This is a genomic window from Brumicola blandensis (genome assembly GCF_031846165.1).
Lineage (GTDB): Bacteria > Pseudomonadota > Gammaproteobacteria > Enterobacterales > Alteromonadaceae > Glaciecola > Glaciecola blandensis.
In genome coordinates, this window is record NZ_JAVRIE010000007.1 from 249,893 (window position 1) to 266,985 (window position 17,093).

Annotated in this window: 11 protein-coding genes; 7 read left to right on the forward strand and 4 right to left on the reverse strand. The window is 42.8% G+C overall.

The window, feature by feature from the left end; all coding sequences use genetic code 11:
- Nucleotides 1–251: 251 nt before the first annotated feature.
- Together RM544_RS16340 and RM544_RS16345 are read right to left on the reverse strand one after the other, a co-directional pair.
- Entirely contained in the window at nucleotides 252–683 is a 432-nt protein-coding gene (locus RM544_RS16340) for a MarR family winged helix-turn-helix transcriptional regulator (RefSeq protein WP_311362882.1), read from the reverse strand.
- Nucleotides 684–862: 179 nt separating this feature from the next.
- A complete protein-coding gene (locus RM544_RS16345) occupies nucleotides 863–1,738 on the reverse strand; it encodes a LysR family transcriptional regulator (RefSeq protein WP_311362931.1) in 876 nt (291 codons plus the stop codon).
- Between the two features lie 102 nt (nucleotides 1,739–1,840).
- Here RM544_RS16345 and RM544_RS16350 point away from each other — a divergent pair, with 102 nt between their 5' ends.
- Nucleotides 1,841–2,341 carry a lactoylglutathione lyase family protein gene (locus tag RM544_RS16350; protein ID WP_311362932.1) on the forward strand — a complete coding sequence of 167 codons (501 nt, stop codon included), beginning with the start codon at nucleotides 1,841–1,843 and terminating at the stop codon, nucleotides 2,339–2,341.
- 178 nt (nucleotides 2,342–2,519) lie between these two features.
- Here RM544_RS16350 and RM544_RS16355 read toward each other — a convergent pair whose 3' ends face one another.
- The gene (locus RM544_RS16355) at nucleotides 2,520–3,743 is read right to left on the reverse strand and encodes a TMEM143 family protein (protein WP_311362933.1); all 1,224 of its coding nucleotides are present in this window, start codon (nucleotides 3,741–3,743) and stop codon (nucleotides 2,520–2,522) included.
- A gap of 71 nt (nucleotides 3,744–3,814) precedes the next feature.
- Nucleotides 3,815–6,166 carry an aerobic respiration two-component sensor histidine kinase ArcB gene (gene arcB, locus RM544_RS16360; RefSeq protein ID WP_311362883.1) on the reverse strand — a complete coding sequence of 784 codons (2,352 nt, stop codon included), beginning with the start codon at nucleotides 6,164–6,166 and terminating at the stop codon, nucleotides 3,815–3,817.
- A gap of 593 nt (nucleotides 6,167–6,759) precedes the next feature.
- Between arcB and gltB the strand changes: the two genes are divergently transcribed.
- From gltB to RM544_RS16390, 6 genes are all read left to right on the forward strand, one after another.
- The gene (gene gltB / locus RM544_RS16365) at nucleotides 6,760–11,226 is read left to right on the forward strand and encodes a glutamate synthase large subunit (protein ID WP_311362884.1); all 4,467 of its coding nucleotides are present in this window, start codon (nucleotides 6,760–6,762) and stop codon (nucleotides 11,224–11,226) included.
- A gap of 17 nt (nucleotides 11,227–11,243) precedes the next feature.
- Nucleotides 11,244–12,659 carry an FAD-dependent oxidoreductase gene (locus tag RM544_RS16370; protein ID WP_311362885.1) on the forward strand — a complete coding sequence of 472 codons (1,416 nt, stop codon included), beginning with the start codon at nucleotides 11,244–11,246 and terminating at the stop codon, nucleotides 12,657–12,659.
- A 245-nt stretch (nucleotides 12,660–12,904) separates the two neighbouring features.
- Nucleotides 12,905–14,461, forward strand: a complete 1,557-nt coding sequence (locus tag RM544_RS16375; RefSeq protein ID WP_311362886.1) for a hypothetical protein — start codon at nucleotides 12,905–12,907, stop codon at nucleotides 14,459–14,461.
- 210 nt (nucleotides 14,462–14,671) lie between these two features.
- Complete coding sequence (locus RM544_RS16380; protein ID WP_311362887.1) at nucleotides 14,672–15,271, forward strand: DUF2726 domain-containing protein; 600 nt, start codon at nucleotides 14,672–14,674, stop codon at nucleotides 15,269–15,271.
- Nucleotides 15,272–15,393: 122 nt separating this feature from the next.
- Complete coding sequence (locus tag RM544_RS16385; RefSeq protein WP_311362888.1) at nucleotides 15,394–16,089, forward strand: 5'-methylthioadenosine/adenosylhomocysteine nucleosidase; 696 nt, start codon at nucleotides 15,394–15,396, stop codon at nucleotides 16,087–16,089.
- A gap of 5 nt (nucleotides 16,090–16,094) precedes the next feature.
- Entirely contained in the window at nucleotides 16,095–17,090 is a 996-nt protein-coding gene (locus RM544_RS16390; protein WP_311362889.1) for a cobalamin biosynthesis protein CobD/CbiB, read from the forward strand.
- Nucleotides 17,091–17,093 lie beyond the last annotated feature (3 nt).

A 17,093-nucleotide genomic window follows, 5' to 3' on the forward strand; every position in this document is an offset into this window, starting at 1 on the left:
CATTACCAGTGAACCACCTACGTCATTACCAGTGAACCACCTACGTCATTACCAGTGAACCACCTACGTCATTGCCGCGAAGGCGGTAACCTCCAAAACAGCGTAGTAAATTAAAAAAACAGAATTATTTCAAAAATATAGAGCTAATTGCTATTGAAATATTTCTTGTGTGGCCGGAGGTTCCTGCCTGCGCAGGAATGACGTAGGAGGTATTGGCGATGACTCCTTGTGGATGATTGCTGACCTACGTCTTATCTTAGCGAAAGCATACTCAGGAGTTTTAGAACCGACACTGTTTCGCTTTCGTTCCAGTGTGCAAAAATTTGTTCGCATTTTTGCGATACTGTTAGATGAGCATTGTTAAAAATCTCCATTCCAGCGTCAGTTATTTTTACCAGACTAACTCTTGCGTCCTTCAGATTACTCTGTTTAACGATTAAGCCTGATTTTTCCATTGGAAGAAGAATTCTGGTTATACCTGACGCTGATTTACCTAATGAATCAGCAAGGTCAATTCTTCTTACGGTATATTCGTGTGCATTATTTAATTCATTAAGTACCATATATTCCGTTAGACCAATTCCATGTATTGCGCCGAGAGTACCGTCTAGCTTCTTAGTGAGTAAAGAGTTTGCCGCATTAATTGATAGTAAAAGACTTACTCGCTTTTCTGTTTTTTCCATAGTGTTACTTTCCGATTAATTTTTTAAACGTTTGTTGTCAGTAGACAAACATCATACTTCCAACATACTTGATAAGTCAAGCATATCAGAAGTACCTCTGAGACACTGAAAAGAATAACGAATGGTTCTAATACCAAGCAAATTGCGCGGGCAATTACGCTCATACAAACAGAGGTAAGCTATGGATCTAGGCTAGTTTTGATTAACTCAATCACAGTATTCATTCTTTTGAGAAGAGGCCTATTACGGTGGTAGCACACATATATATTTTCATTCACTGAATTCGCTAATTGATGCACGTTTATCAGTTCAGGTTTATTAAATGTACTTACCGCAGTTGCAGGTAAAACGGTAAAGCCTAAACCTAAGCATACAGGCTCGAGTATCAAGCTTATTTGATTGGAAAATCCAGTCTGCTTTATTTGGTCAATATGCTCGAATTCAGGGTAGTTTGCGCTAAATAGCAGCTGAGCATGGTGTTGGCCATCTGGGTGTGCAATAAAACCGGCATCACACAATGTTTGCCACGTCGGGTTGTTTATATTGCGTGCTGTGACTAACAGCAGACGTTCCGTGCCTATTTTATAGTTAGACACTTCCCCAAGGCTAGGCTCTTGAGTCATAAAGCCAATATCGGCTTGATGATTAGCAATTGCTTGTTCAACGCTAATATTTGGTGCAAAACGATAGTCTATGCTCAAGCTGCGATGCTTGGTTTGTAAAGCCAGTAACTGCTGATAAAATTGTAAACCACAACTGCCAGGCGATTGTATTTTGATCAAGCCACTAGTTGATGAGTCGTCTTTCAATTGTTGTTCCAAAAATTGCCATTCTTTTAATAATAAACGTCCTTTTTGATATAGGTTTTGTCCATGTATGGTGAGCGAAAATGTTTTGCCATGTCGCTCAAGTAAAGCGCAGCCAACTTGCTGCTCAAGTTTTTTAATATGCTGACTTACACCTGATTGTGTCATATACAAACGCTCAGCGGTTTGAGTGAAATGGTTTACCTCAACAAGTGTGCAAAACGTATTTAACCAGATTGGATTAATCATCACAAAATGTACTCAAAATAATAATTATTAATAATTTTAATTAATCAATAAGGCTAAGTAAACTCTGCGATTAGAATCAATCAGTCGATAGGAGACAATATGATGAATCAGAAATATCCGCGAAGCTTTTCCCATATCGGTATATCAGTGCCCAACGTTGAGAAGGCCGTGGAGTTTTATACCAAAGTAATGGGTTGGTATACCATAATGGAACCAACTGTAATTACTGAAGACGACAGCCCAATAGGCGAAATGTGTACAGAAGTATTTGGTGAAAAATGGGAAAAGTTCAAAATTGCGCATCTATCTACTGGAGACAGAATTGGCGTTGAGATTTTTGAATTCAAAAACCAAGAGAACCCAAAAGATAACTTTGAGTACTGGAAAACAGGCATCTTTCACTTTTGCGTTCAAGACCCTGATGTAGAAGGATTAGCTGAGCGCATTGTTGAGGCGGGCGGTAAAAAAAGAATGCAAGCGCCTCGATATTATTACCCAGATGAAAAACCATATCGAATGATTTATATGGAAGACCCGTTTGGTAACATTCTTGAGATTTACAGCCATAGCTATGAACTTATTTACAGTGCCGGCGCTTACTAACTTCTTACAATTTAATTTCAGGCCGGAGTATAATCTCCGGCTCTCTTGTTTTTTATTACTATCGTTTTTAGAGGACTTTGATAACAGGATTGACTATACGATAAGTAAATCTCACCTGTGTGCTTTTAGACAATATTTACCCTACAAAAACGCAGTTAAACCAACACTCAATCCTAGCCTAAAAAATATTATCCCACTTTTCGTCCAGCGCAGCTTTCGCTTCAGCTAAGTTCAAAGCCTCATATTTATCTTCTCGCTTTTTGATAATTCCGAAACGAGTTAACTTTGACAAAGCATCTTCAATTTCAAAATCGATTTCAAAATTAAACGTATCCTCAAACCACTGCTCAATGACTCTGTCTAACTCTAGCGCCGTATGCGGGGTCTTTGAGATATGCAAAAAGAAGTAAGCTAGTATTGCTTCTTTACATTCCTCTTCTTCTGCAGAGTCGAGCAAGTGATGAAACACACCCGCGTTATTATCGAGATTCTTAAAATACAAATTGTCAGCCAAGGCTTTCATGAACTTCAATTTACGGTTTTTAAATTTACTCCACTCTTTAAAAATAAACCCGCCTAAGACACCGGCACCGGCGGCTAAGGCAAGCAGTTCTTTCGTTGTGATGGTGACTTCTTTATCAGATAGGCCTATCCAATAAGCGAGTAAACCTGAAACTAGTAAAAGAGATGCACCGAGCTTGGTCACTAACATGATCGTTCCACCAATTAAGGCAGAGCCCCCAATAATAGCTTTATCAAGAGTGCGCATGCGCACTTCACTGTTCGGGAAAAGCATTTCCAAGTCCGCTTTAGGTACATTCTGAAAGAGTTTTATAATGGTTGAACTCGGTTCGAAGTTGTCTGTCTCTCGATCCTGAGCCTCAAAATAGTCTTTATCCTTAAAACGAATGTAAACCGCTACCTTGTCATAGTTAGTGAAGGTGATTTTTTGCTTCTTTAGCCCCCACCACTTTTTAACTATTTCGGTTTTTTGATATTCTCCGCGGCGATAAAAAACGACTTCCGCGAAATCATCAAATTCAACCGCTAATCTGACTTTAAATAAGGACTCTTCTTCCAGAGCTTCTCGAAGGTCTTGGTCGGTTACTTTTTCAAAATTTGCAGCATTTAGAATTTTTGCAAATGTGTTTGCAAATATTGCTTGCTTCTCTGTCAGTTCGCTTTGACTCAGTGGGTTTAATTTGAGGGTGTCACTGTTTGGGTCAAAAGGCGCATAATTATCTTTGAGAACCTCTAAATGCTGATGATATTCGAAGTGCAAGGTACTGACGATCAAACTGCACAGTTCGCCAAACTCGACTTTCTCATGCAAGTCTTGGTGTGCAAGGCAAGCGTTAACCAACTCTGACTTACGCAAGGGAATAAAGCGGTCTTTATTTATACTCTGCTGCATAACACTGCCGGCAGGTCGAACAGTTCTGTCATAGGGCCGTTTCCTTAAGTTCTTTTATCCTAGTCATCTATCTTATTTGCATTAACCCATTCAAGTAGATGTTCAACGTCTTGCTCAATCGCCATTTCAAGCTCTTCAACCCAATCATGTACGTTTTCCCACCATGTTGGGTGATCACCTTGCTGAATTTTATTCGCCGTTTTTTGTACTCTGGACAAACCAACAGATCCTGCGGCGCCTTTGATTTTATGAGCTTCAGAACAAACGTCTGATTTTTCATCAGCGGCAAGTGACACTTTTAATAATTCCATATATTCGGGGATCTTCTCCTGGAACACGCCAAGACTGGTTCGCACCATATCTTCCCCGATGGTATCGATTAACATTTGTAGCATATCAATATCGAGTATCTTGTCGACCTTAGGAATACTCACAACCTCACTCGCACTCGGCCGCTCAGATTGTAATTGATCTTCACCAAACAGTTCATTGAAGACTTCAATGACTCGGCTTTTCTTGATTGGTTTGGCAATAATGTCGTCCATACCGTTTTGTAAATACTCTTCTCGCTTCTTAATGACATTCGCCGTCAGTGCCACAATAGGTGTTTGTAGCACTAACTCTTCATCATGTAGCGTTCTTGCCACATCAAAACCAGTCATATCGGGTAATTGTATGTCTAACAGAATGAGGTCGTATTGTGTTTTCCTCGCCATTTCAATTGCAGCGGTTCCTGTCATAGCGACTTCAACCCGCTGACCTAGCTTTTCAAGTAGTGCTTTTGCAACCATGACATTCAACTCAATATCTTCCACCAATAGTATATTGAGATTGCTGACCTCCAACTCTGCCATTCTTGCTTGTTGCTTGCTGATTGCCACCGGCAATACAATTTCAAAACAGGTTCCTTGACCAACCACACTATGGACGCGAATGTCGCCATTCATTTTGTCAACCATCTGCTTACAGATGGCAAGACCAATACCCGTTCCGGTCGCAGACTGATGATCGGGATGATCAACCTGATAATACATCGCGAAAATTTTATCTATATCGTCCTGTGGTATTCCGACACCTGTATCGTTAATTCTGAAGGTAACCGTTGAGTTACCAGCCCCCTCATCTCTTGCTTCGACAACCAATGTCACTTCACCCTTTGGCGTAAACTTCAAAGCATTGAATAGAATATTCCACAAGACTTGGCGTAAACGTGTACCATCGGCTTCAATGGCAACAGGAATGGGTTCGATAATCTCAGATTGAAAGGTCAAATTCTTATCTTGCGCTAACAAGCGAATAATACTGCTAATTTCATTTGTGAAGTCACGTAAATTGACGGTCTTCAGGTCAATCTCAATTTTATCTCTATCAAGTTTGTCCAAATCGATAATATCGTTAAATATATTGCCCAGAGTGATGGCACTCGCATATATTGTGCTCACCCAATCAAACTGCTCTTTTGACAACTTGGTATCACGGAGCATTCTGCTCAGACCAACGATGCCATTCAACGGCGTTCTTAATTCGTGGCTAATTGTGGCGATAAATTTGGTTTTGTCCTTACTTGCCTGGGCTATGGCACTTTCCGCCTGCTTTCGCTCGGTCATGTCTCGTCCAAAAGCCAGTAGACCCAAGCGATGACCGTCTTGATCAAAGAAAGGAACCTTACGCATTTCGAAATAGCGGCTACGCCCATCTGCAAATTTTAACCAAAGTTCCTCGGTCAAACTGGCGTTAGTTTCAAGGACCTCGTTATCACTCGCGGCAACCTGCCTCGCCAAAGATTCATCATAGACTTGATGCGGTGTTAAGCCTAATAACTCTTCTTCTGTTTTACCTGTCACTTCCTCTGCAACACGGTTACAACCCGCAAATCGGCCTTCTTCATTTCGGTAGTATATTAAGTCTGGAGACGCATCAATGATTGAACGAGTTAGCGTAGATAGTCGTCGCGCTTGCATTTCTTGCTCAGACTTTTTCTTAATTTCTCGCTCCAGTTCTTCAAATACGCTTTCACGCTCTAGCTGCGCATTGCGCCTTTGTTCAATCTCGTAGTTCAACTGTCGAATGTTGTTCTGTAATTCACGATTCAATATGACATCGTGTTTTCTCAAACGCTCCAGTTGGCTGACAGCGTCCTCCAAATTAATGCGGCTGTGTTCGAGTTGTTTGATTAGCTCACTAAAGAAGTAGAGCAACCAGGGTGCACTGAGCATAGTTAGGATAAGTGCACTGATAAAATCATCAATTTCAATCTGACTGCCCATGCTGCTTCGAATAATGTACGAGCCAACGAGCGTAAAGAGGAGAGTAAACACAACAAAAAGGATACTGATCTTAAGCGTACCAAAACGATCAACAAATTGAGCAAACTTTATTGCCCAAGACTCATTAGGAGATTTTAGGTGCATGGTTTATGTAGTCTATTGCTATAATTGTTTTGCATGCTACCAAGAAAGCAAGTGAAGTGAAATTAATCTCATCATTCAAGCCCAATTAAAAAGCGACTTACTGAACCTTATGTAATAAGTATGCAGCTTTATATGAATTTACATTCATTCAAACCTCCCTTTTATTAAGACATTTTTTACCCTCGATAAAAGCGAAGTCAAGCATGCCATGAGCAAGAAACCGAACAGCAAGACCTTGAAATCATTAGATCATCACCTTTATTTTTAATATTTACAGGCGATATTCACCAAATAAATATTAATATTTATACTGCTTATAATTGCTTTTGATGTACAAAATAGGTATGTTGTTTTGCCGCTATAAAAGGTGAATAAAAATTCGGACCTTTGAATTCGTTATTTCACAACAACCATTCTGGCAACAACAGTAGATAGCGGCAAACAATACGACAAAACATTGGCCAACATACCAATGGCAAATTAATAACAATAATAATAAAAGAAATACAGCGACTGGTTCGCCTTATTTAACAAGTGTCACGTCTTGTTCAAGGACAGCGTGCTGCAGCGTTAAGCTGCGGAAGGAGAATAATATGAGTTTGTATCATCCTAATGATTCAAAAGACAACTGTGGCTTCGGTCTCATCGCCCACACATCGGGTGAAGCTAGCCATCAATTAGTATTAACAGCAATCGAAGGTCTAGACCGCATGCAACACCGTGGTGGTGTTGCCGCCGATGGTAAAACCGGTGACGGCTGTGGCTTATTACTACAAAAGCCAGACTCCTTTTTTCAAGGTATTGCTGAGCAAAGCGGTTGGAAGCTGAGTAAAAACTATGCCGTTGGCATGATATTTTTAAGTCAGAACCCAACACTCGCGGAACAGTCACGCCAAGTATTGAGCGAAGAAATTGAAAAAGAAATGTTGCCCGTTCTTGGTTGGCGAATCGTACCTGTAGACCACAGCATTCTTGGTGACTTAGCAAAAACAGGTGTACCGCAAATCGAACAGATTTTTGTCAACAGTCCTAGCGGCTGGCGCTCAGAAGATGTTGAACGTAGGCTGTATATGGCGCGTCGTCGTGCAGAAAAACGATTAGAAGACGATCCTGACTTTTATGTTGCCTGCCTATCTGGCTTGGTCACGGTCTATAAAGGTCTTGTCATGCCAAAAGATCTCCCTACTTTTTACCACGATCTTGCAGACGAAAACTTACAATCTAGTATCTGTGTGTTCCACCAGCGCTTTTCAACGAACACATTGCCCAAGTGGCCACTTGCTCAGCCCTTCCGGTTTTTAGCGCACAATGGCGAAATTAATACAATCAAAGCGAACCGCGATTGGGCAACGGCTCGCGCAGGAAAATTTGCAACCCCGCTAATACCAGACTTATTGCAGGCAGCCCCATTTGTAAACACCGAAGGCTCAGATTCTAGCTCGCTAGATAACATGCTAGAAGTCTTTTTAGCTGGCGGCATGGACTTGTTTAGAGCCATGCGCTTACTTGTCCCACCCGCATATCAGAACAACGAAACAATGGGCGACGACTTACGCTCATTCTACGAATTCAATTCAATGCACATGGAGCCATGGGATGGTCCTGCCGGGATCGTACTAACAAATGGTCGCCATGTTGCATGTAACCTGGACAGAAATGGCTTACGCCCTGCTCGTTATGTGATAACTAAAGACGGTTTAATCACGCTAGCATCTGAGATTGGTATCTGGGACTACAAGCAGGAAGATGTCCTTGAAAAAGGACGTGTTGGTCCAGGTGAAATGCTGGCAGTGGATACTTACACTGGAAAAATCTGGCGTACCAATGAAATCGACGAAGATTTACAAACACGTCACCCTTATAAAGAATGGTTAGAAAGCCATATCAAGCGACTTGTTCCAGTGGAACAGGCTGATGCCAGTCAAATTGGACAACGCGCCTTTGACGACAATACCATGGCGACTTATCACAAACTCTTCGGCTACAGTTACGAAGAGATGCAACAGGTGATTAAAGTATTAGCCAAAGACGGCCAAGAGGCGGTTGGCTCAATGGGTGACGACACGCCGATGGCGGTCATGTCATCAAACAACCGAACCCTGTATGATTATTTTAGACAACAGTTTGCTCAAGTAACTAATCCCCCAATTGATTCATTGCGTGAAAATCACGTTATGTCACTGGCAACTTGTATTGGCCGTGAACAAAACGTGTTCAACGAAACCAGAGGCTACGCTCATCGCGTTTTGTTTGAGTCACCGGTATTAATGTATACCGACTTAAAGCAACTTAAAGAACTGGATGATGAGCACTACCATCACGAAATAATTCCACTCAATTATAGTCTAGCAGAAGGCTTGTCCAATGCTATTCAGCGTATTTGTGATGAAGTTGAAGAAGCTGTAAGAGAGCGCTCTGCCGTATTTGTAGTATTGAGCGACCGTGATATCGAAGCGAATATGCTACCAGTGCCTGCCGCTATGGCAGTAGGTGCGGTACAACGCAGACTTGTTGATAATGCCTTGCGTTGTGATGCAAATATTGTTGTCGAAACAGCCTCTGCTCGCGACCCACATCACTTTGCTGTACTCATAGGCTTGGGCGCGACAGCTGTCTATCCGTTCTTAGCCTACGAAACGATTGAGCAACTGGTTGATAAGAAAGAACTTGATATCACACCAATGCAAGCGGTGCTGAATTACCGTAAAGGGATTAACAAAGGCTTGTACAAAATAATGTCGAAGATGGGAATTAGCACCATCGCCAGTTACCGAAGCTCGAAATTATTTGAAGCGGTTGGGATCAATAGTGATGTTGTGTCTCTTTGTTTTCGTGGTATCCCTTCTCGCATTCAAGGCGCCTCTTTTGCTGACTTCGAGCAAGATATCGTTAACTTATCAAGAATCGCTTGGTTGAAACGTAAAACGATTAGCCATGGTGGACTGCTTAAATACGTTCATGGCGGCGAATACCATGCTTACAACCCTGATGTAGTTACGTCGCTTCAAAAAGCAGTAGTTAGCGGTAGTTACGATGATTACCTCGTTTATAGTAACTTGGTGAATGATAGAGCACCGGCACACTTGAGAGACTTAATGGAAATTAAGAGTTTCAAAGAAGCCATTCATGTTGACCAAGTAGAATCTGCTGAAAACCTATACCCTAGGTTCGACACTGCTGCAATGTCTATCGGAGCACTCAGCCCAGAAGCGCATGAAGCATTAGCTATTGCGATGAATAGGCTCGGTGGGCAATCTAACTCTGGTGAAGGCGGTGAAGATCCAGCGCGCTTTAATACAGAGAAAAACAGTAAGATCAAACAAGTAGCATCAGGTCGATTCGGCGTAACGCCACACTATTTAATGAATGCGAGTGTTATTCAAATCAAAGTGGCTCAAGGCGCAAAACCCGGCGAAGGTGGCCAGCTTCCTGGTGACAAAGTCAACAAATACATTGCTGAGTTGCGTTTCTCAGTGCCTGGCGTGACGCTCATATCGCCTCCACCACATCATGACATTTACTCTATTGAAGATTTAGCTCAGCTGATATTCGACTTGAAACAGGTTAATCCGAAAGCGTTGATTTCGGTAAAACTCGTTTCTGAGCCTGGTGTCGGAACAATAGCGACTGGGGTTGCAAAAGCTTATGCCGACCTGATTACCATTTCTGGTTATGACGGTGGAACAGGCGCAAGCCCATTAACTTCAGTGAAATACGCTGGAAGCCCCTTTGAATTGGGACTATCAGAAACTCAGCAAGCGCTTGTTGAAAATGGCTTACGACACAAAGTACGTGTACAGACAGATGGCGGCTTAAAGACTGGTTTAGATGTTGTTAAAGCAGGTATTTTAGGCGCAGAGAGCTTTGGTTTTGGTACCGGCCCAATGGTAGCCTTAGGCTGTAAGTACTTGCGCATTTGTCATTTGAACAATTGTGCAACAGGTGTAGCCACGCAGGACAAATCACTGCGCGACAACTATTTCATCGGACTGCCTGATATGGTGATGAACTACTTTAAGTTCGTTGCCCAAGAAGTGCGTGAAATCATGGCAAGTATTGGTGTCACCAAGTTTGAAGACCTCGTGGGGCGCACAGAACTACTGACCTTACTCGACGGTCAAACGGCTAAGCAAGCAAGATTAGATTTATCACCCTTGTTGAAAAAGCCAGAAGCGGGCAAGCATACGCGCCTATTTTGTTCAGAAACGACCAATGAACCAATTGACAAAGGTGAGTTAAACAAGCGCATGCTTGCCGATTGTAAACAAGCCGTTGATAAAATGTCTGGCGCACAATATACCTATGCCGTTCGCAATACTGATCGTAGTGTTGGCGCAACGCTATCAGGCTATATCGCTAGCTTGCACGGTAACCAAGGTATGGACGATGAACCAGTTAAAATTACACTAACGGGTACTGTTGGCCAAAGTTTTGGTGTGTGGAATGCAGGCGGATTACATATGCGCTTAATTGGTGATGCTAACGACTACGTTGGTAAAGGTATGACGGGTGGTAAGCTAGTCATCCACCCTCCTCGCAATGTCAGTTTTGATGTTCATTCCAGTGCCATTATGGGTAACACTTGCTTATACGGTGCAACAGGCGGGAAGCTATATGCTGCAGGCCGCGCCGGTGAGCGTTTTGGGGTTAGAAACTCTGGCGCAGTAGCGGTTGTGGAAGGCATGGGTGACAATGGTTGTGAGTACATGACCGGCGGTATCGTTGCTTCCCTAGGTAGTATTGGCGTTAACTTCGGCGCAGGTATGACAGGCGGATTTGCTTACCTTTACGATGAGTTTGATGATATCGAAAACAGAGTCAATAGTGAGTTAGTCGAAATTATGAGTGTTGACGACAAAGTGATTCTTTCTGAACATTTACGTGGCCTAATCAATGGCCATTATGAAGAGACTGGTAGTGAGCATTCATTAAAGTTACTCACTGACTTCGCTGAAGAAAGTAAGCACTTTAAGCTTGTTAAACCGAAAACCAGCGACGTGAAAAACTTGCTTGGTCATATTAGCCGTTCCAGCGCGGAACTACGCGTTCAAGCGCAATAAGAGAAGGGAGAAGTATTATGGCTAAAAACGTATATCAATTTGTTGATGTAGAACGCATAGACCCGCCTAAAAAACCTATTTTAGTGCGTAAAGAAGATTTTGGTGAAATTTATCAACCACTATCTCAATCACAAACTGAAGGTCAAGCCGATCGTTGCTTAGACTGCGGAAACCCCTATTGCGAATGGAAATGTCCGGTACATAACTTCATTCCACAATGGCTAGCTTTAGCTAATGAAGGGAAGATATTGGAGGCTGCTGAATTATCTCATAAAACCAACAGCTTACCCGAGGTATGTGGTCGTGTTTGTCCACAAGACCGTCTATGTGAAGGTGCTTGTACATTAAATGACGACTTTGGCGCTGTTACTATCGGTAGTATTGAAAAGTACATCACTGATACCGCGTTCAAAATGGGCTGGCGTCCGGACATGTCTGACGTTGTTCCTACTGATAAAAAAGTCGCGATTGTAGGTGCAGGACCCGCTGGACTGGCATGCGCAGACATTTTAGTGCGCAATGGCGTAAAACCTGTCGTATTCGATAAATATGAAGAAATCGGGGGGTTGCTGACCTTCGGTATCCCTTCGTTTAAGTTAGAAAAAGAAGTGATTAAATTACGACGTCAAATTTTCACTGAAATGGGTGTTGAATTCGTACTGAATACCGAAGTAGGCAAAGACGTTCAGTTCCAAAGTCTAATCGATGACTATGATGCTGTTTTCCTAGGCATGGGAACATACAAATCAATGAAAGGTGGTTTTGATAACGAAAGTGCACCTGGCGTATACGAAGCCCTTCCCTTTCTCATCGCGAATATTAATAGAGTGATGGGGATTGAGAAAGACCCCGCTGACTTTGTCGATATGAAAGGTAAAAAGGTGGTGGTGTTAGGCGGTGGTGATACTACGATGGATTGTGTCAGAACCTCAATTCGCCAAGGCGCGCAAAGCGTCACATGTGCTTATCGTCGTGATGAAGAGAGTATGCCTGGTTCACGCAGAGAAGTTGTAAACGCGAAAGAAGAAGGCGTTGAGTTCCAGTTCAATTTGCAACCAATTGATATTGCAGTTGATGAGCGTGGCAGAACAATCGGTGTTCGTGTTGTTAAAACAGAAATGGGTGAACCGGACGCGGCTGGCAGAAGGCGACCTGTAGAAATTGAAGGTTCAGAACATATACTTGAAGCCGATGCCGTCATTATCGCTTTCGGTTTCCAACCCAGTCCAGCGCCTTGGTTTGGCGATTATGGCATTATTCTGGATGAGAAAGGCCGTGTTCGTGCTCCAGCAAAAGGTCGCTTTGCGTTCCAAACCTCTAACCCCAAGATATTTAGTGGCGGCGATATGGTGAGAGGCTCTGACCTTGTCGTCACTGCCATCGATGAGGGACGAAAAGCAGCTGAAGGTATGCTGGATTACATGGAAGTGTAATGCCTGCCTAACTAGCTTCTTTCCTATCATAATGGGCGTGATGACTTGATGTATCACGTCCATTTTTTCGTTCAAAACGCCCCAGAAACACCCACTTTGGTTATTTTTTAATATACCTAGCTATTATTAGACAGACTACACGACTGCAGTACAGCTAGTATCCTGCCGATATGGAAATTATATTTAGTATTCTTTTAAACGATATGTCAGCAGTTTAAAAGACACATACTCAGGCGGGTAGGATTTTGAATAAGTACAATCAAACACTGTTTAGTTCAGCGGCGAAGAACAAACCTTCGAGCGCACAGGCTATGACCAGAAACACTAGCAATAAAAAGACAAGCATCGTGATGCCTGCTGTAATTGCTGGTTTCATCTTTGCAACAGCTGCTAATGTTAGCATTGCAGAGGCTGCCGGAACGACGGTTAAAAGCCCGGACCAAGTCGAACAAGCACTAAGTGCTCTGCTTGATACGAGAAAAGGCAATGTTGATGGAGCTTTGGTAGCTCAAGTACCAACTACTTATAAAACACAAGCTGTTGCTGCACCGAAAGCAAGTGACAAACCAGATCATTCCGAGAGGTCAGTGGCTGAACTGATTATGGCTGGTTTAGCCATTACGAATGAAGCAAAGAGCGAGTTAGCGGCACAAGATGCTAGTACGGTTGAAAAGGCAAGTGTTGAAGCAAGTACGGAAAAAAGTAGCGATTTCCAAGTCAAAGATATTAAAACCGAAAGTGAACTTGCGGCACTCGAGCAACAAAGTATTGAAATGGCAGTTGAAACCACCGAAGAGGCCGCTGCAACTGAAGCACAAGTTGAAGCTGTCGTCGCAGAAGCAGAAGAAGAAGTACTCACTGAAACCGCTGAGGCGCTCGTTGCTGTTGAAATTCAAGACACTGCTGAACAGGTTGAAGAAGCGGTAGTGACAGAAGTGCAAGACGTTACTGATACCACTGAGATGCTTCTTGCTGTTGAAGTTCAAGACACTGCTGAACAGGTTGAAGAAGCGGTTGTGACAGAAGTGCAAGACGCTACTGATACCACTGAGGTGCTTCTTGCTGTTGAAGTTGAGGAAACTGCTGAACAGGCTGAAGCAGCAGCTGTAGCAGAAGCGCAAGACGCTACTGAAACCGCTAAAGCCACTGTTGTCGCCAAAACAGAATTGGCAGCCAAAGACGCTAACAAGACCGAAATCCCTGCATTGCCTAAAGTTGCAGCGTCACCTGAAGTGCCTGCTTTACCAGCCATTGCAAAAACCAAACAAACACCAAAACCTGTGGAAGACAAGGTAGTCTCTCCAAGCGTTGAAAATGAAGCGGCAGAAGACGACAACTATTCAATGATTGCTGTCAGCGAAAGTGCTGAAGAAGCTAACATAGAAGACCTATCTGATAACAATGCCAACCTTTACGCTGTAAGTGAATCTAGCGAAACAGTGAAGTCTCAACAAGACACTGTTGTAGATGAGACTGTTGTAGATGAGCTTGAAGCTAACGTTGAAGTTGCGGTAAGAGCAGCAGGTTGCCCTGAAACATTTAATCAGGTCGATATTCCGGTAAACGGCAAATTGTGCCAAATTTTTGCCGCTGATTACCCTGCTTCTATGATTTTATTCATCCCACAAACGCCAGAAGAGGTGGTTGAATACTACTTATCTTCATCTGTACAATTTGCTGAACCGAAAACAGTGAAGCAAAGAACAATGATCAAAAGTGCAGATAACAACACCACTTTGATTATCTCAAAAGACGGTGGTGGTACACAGGTAGATATCCTTGTAAAAGCGCCTCTTAGCTAAGAATTGCCGCCCTTTCCTTCACGATTTAGAACCATTAAAATCGTTCTAAATCGTGAATGTCTTCCCAAAAGCTAACAGCTAGTTAGCGACACTCCTCATTAAAAAAACACTTTCAAACTTCTGGTTGGCACAGCAATTGCTATCTCTTTGTATAAGTCAAAACACCGACTCGACGATCACGTCAAGTCAACAGACCAACTAGGAAAGAGTATGGAATTTGCGATTGTATTAGTGATGATTTTAATTGTAGTGGCTATCGTTGCAATTAAGTTCAGTGAAGATGAAGTGAGTTTCCCTTTTATGCGCAAAACGCAATTGTTCTCGCCAGTAGAGCACCAATTTTTAGATATGATTGAGCGCGCGGTTGGCAATGAGTTTAGGGTCATGTGTCGTGTGCGTCTTACAGATGTTTTGTCACTGCGACGCAACACCAACAAAAAAATGGCGAAATCAGCTCTGATCAAAGCAACGGGCAAGCAACTTGATTATGTGTTGGTGAGTAAAACCGACATGACACCTGTGCTAGCTCTCGACTTAGTGCATAATATGGGGCCCGAAGGACACAAAACTAAACGCGACTTCTTTGTCACTGGTGCTTTGGATTCAGCAGGCATACCGCATGCTCGAATCAAAGCCAGACACGGCTACAAAATTGAAGATATTCGAGCTTGTATCGAAGCAAAATTGGTCCCTTTGAGACGTCAACAGGGTAAACTACCATTGGCACCTGAACCAACAAACTCATCTCTATTTACACCATCTAAGCGCCCCACGAGACCTGTACGCTCATCTCGCCAAGTTGCAGCGTAAGTGCCTCTGAACGCATTAGTATAGTTAAGATTGTGACATCATAAAAGCGCAAGCCACTCCTTGAGTGCTTGCGTTTTAGTGTTTGCCAAGTACACTTCCCATAAAAATCAACGAGATTTCTAATGAAAATAGCAATACTCGGTGCGATGGACGAAGAGATCGCACTACTCAAAGCCTCAATCACCAATTTACAAGAGCAAAATCACGCTCACCTTACTTTTTATTGTGGCGAATTAAATGGTCACTCTGTTGTATTAGTAAAGTGTGGCATAGGTAAAGTCGCTGCCGCTGTTGCCACCAGCTTGATCATAGACCGTTTTGCGCCTGATTATGTGGTAAACACTGGCTCAGCAGGTGGTTTCGATCAAGATCTCGATATTGGTGATATTGTGATTAGCCAAGCAGTCACTCATCATGACGTAGATATTACACATTTTGGGTATAAGCTTGGTCAATGTGCTGGGATGCCTGAAAACTATGTGTGCAACGAACAGCTCATCGAGGCAGCTATCGCCTCGGCCAAATCACTTCCCGACGTTAAGACCAAAGTCGGTCTAATTTGCACAGGTGATAGCTTTATTGGCAGCGATGATGCAGCCATGGAAACCAAGCAACGCTTTCCTGAAATGACAGCTGTTGAGATGGAAGGCGCTGCGATTGCACAAACCGCATATTTGATGGGAACGCCATTTTTGGTAATTAGAAGCTTATCAGATATCGCTGGAAAAACATCCACGGTATCGTTTCAGGCTTATCTCGACAAAGCAGCAAAAAATAGCGCCAACCTCGTTATGGGTATGCTCAAAGTCATCGATTAAAATTAATGGACATATTGCTCAACATCATCACTCACCCAGCGCTTGAACCTTGGCTGATTCTGTGTGCTGTGGTTTGTTTTGAGAGAATATGGCCCTTGCCTACTAGGGTTGATCCAATGTCATTTGTTCGCTTTCTGGGCGAACGAATGGCCTCAAGAGTCAAACCAAAGACCAGTGCACCTAATAGTCAACATGTAATATCAGGTGCGCTTGCTGCGTTCATGATCATTGCACCCAACTTGGTGATCTTGATCATTTTCAGAGAGTTTGTATATTACCCAGCTCTATTTGATGCCTGCATTTTGTATGTTTGTTTGCAGTTCTCAAGCCATCTTCAACGAAGCCAACAGATTAAAAAAGCCCAAATATTGGAGAAGAAATCACTGAGTAAGTCTCTCCTCGCGCCCATGGTATTGAGAGAAACAGATATGTTATCTGAGGTAGGAGTAACGAAAGCCACAGTAGAAGGCTTGTTACTTCGCTTTCATTATCAATCTATCGTGACTTGGTTCTGGTTTATTCTTCTGGGCCCATTTACGGCGCTTACCTATCGAGTATGTTATGAGCTGCATCACAGCTGGAACACTAAACTGCCGCGGTATGAGTATTTTGGTAAGGCTGTTGCAAAATTTGTATTTATTCTGCAATGGTTGCCTATTCGACTAAGTGCATTCATTTCTGTATTCATCGCAAGAGGGGTAATGATCGTTACGTACATACGTCAACATAGAATTGCCCGTTCTATCTCCGAGACCCAGGGAGCTATTGTGCTGCGTGCATGTCATTACGCGCTTGATATCAACTTAAGCGGGCCCTTGTTTTATAGAAATACTAAACACCGTGACGCGAACAAATATCGCCGCACAAAATATATTGGTAAAGGTGAGCCACGAGCAATAGTCATCTCAAATACCATCGCATTGATAAATCGAATAAGCGTAGTGTTCCTTTTACTTTTACTACTATTTTGTTTAGCCTTGCATACTGCGATTACCTACTAACAA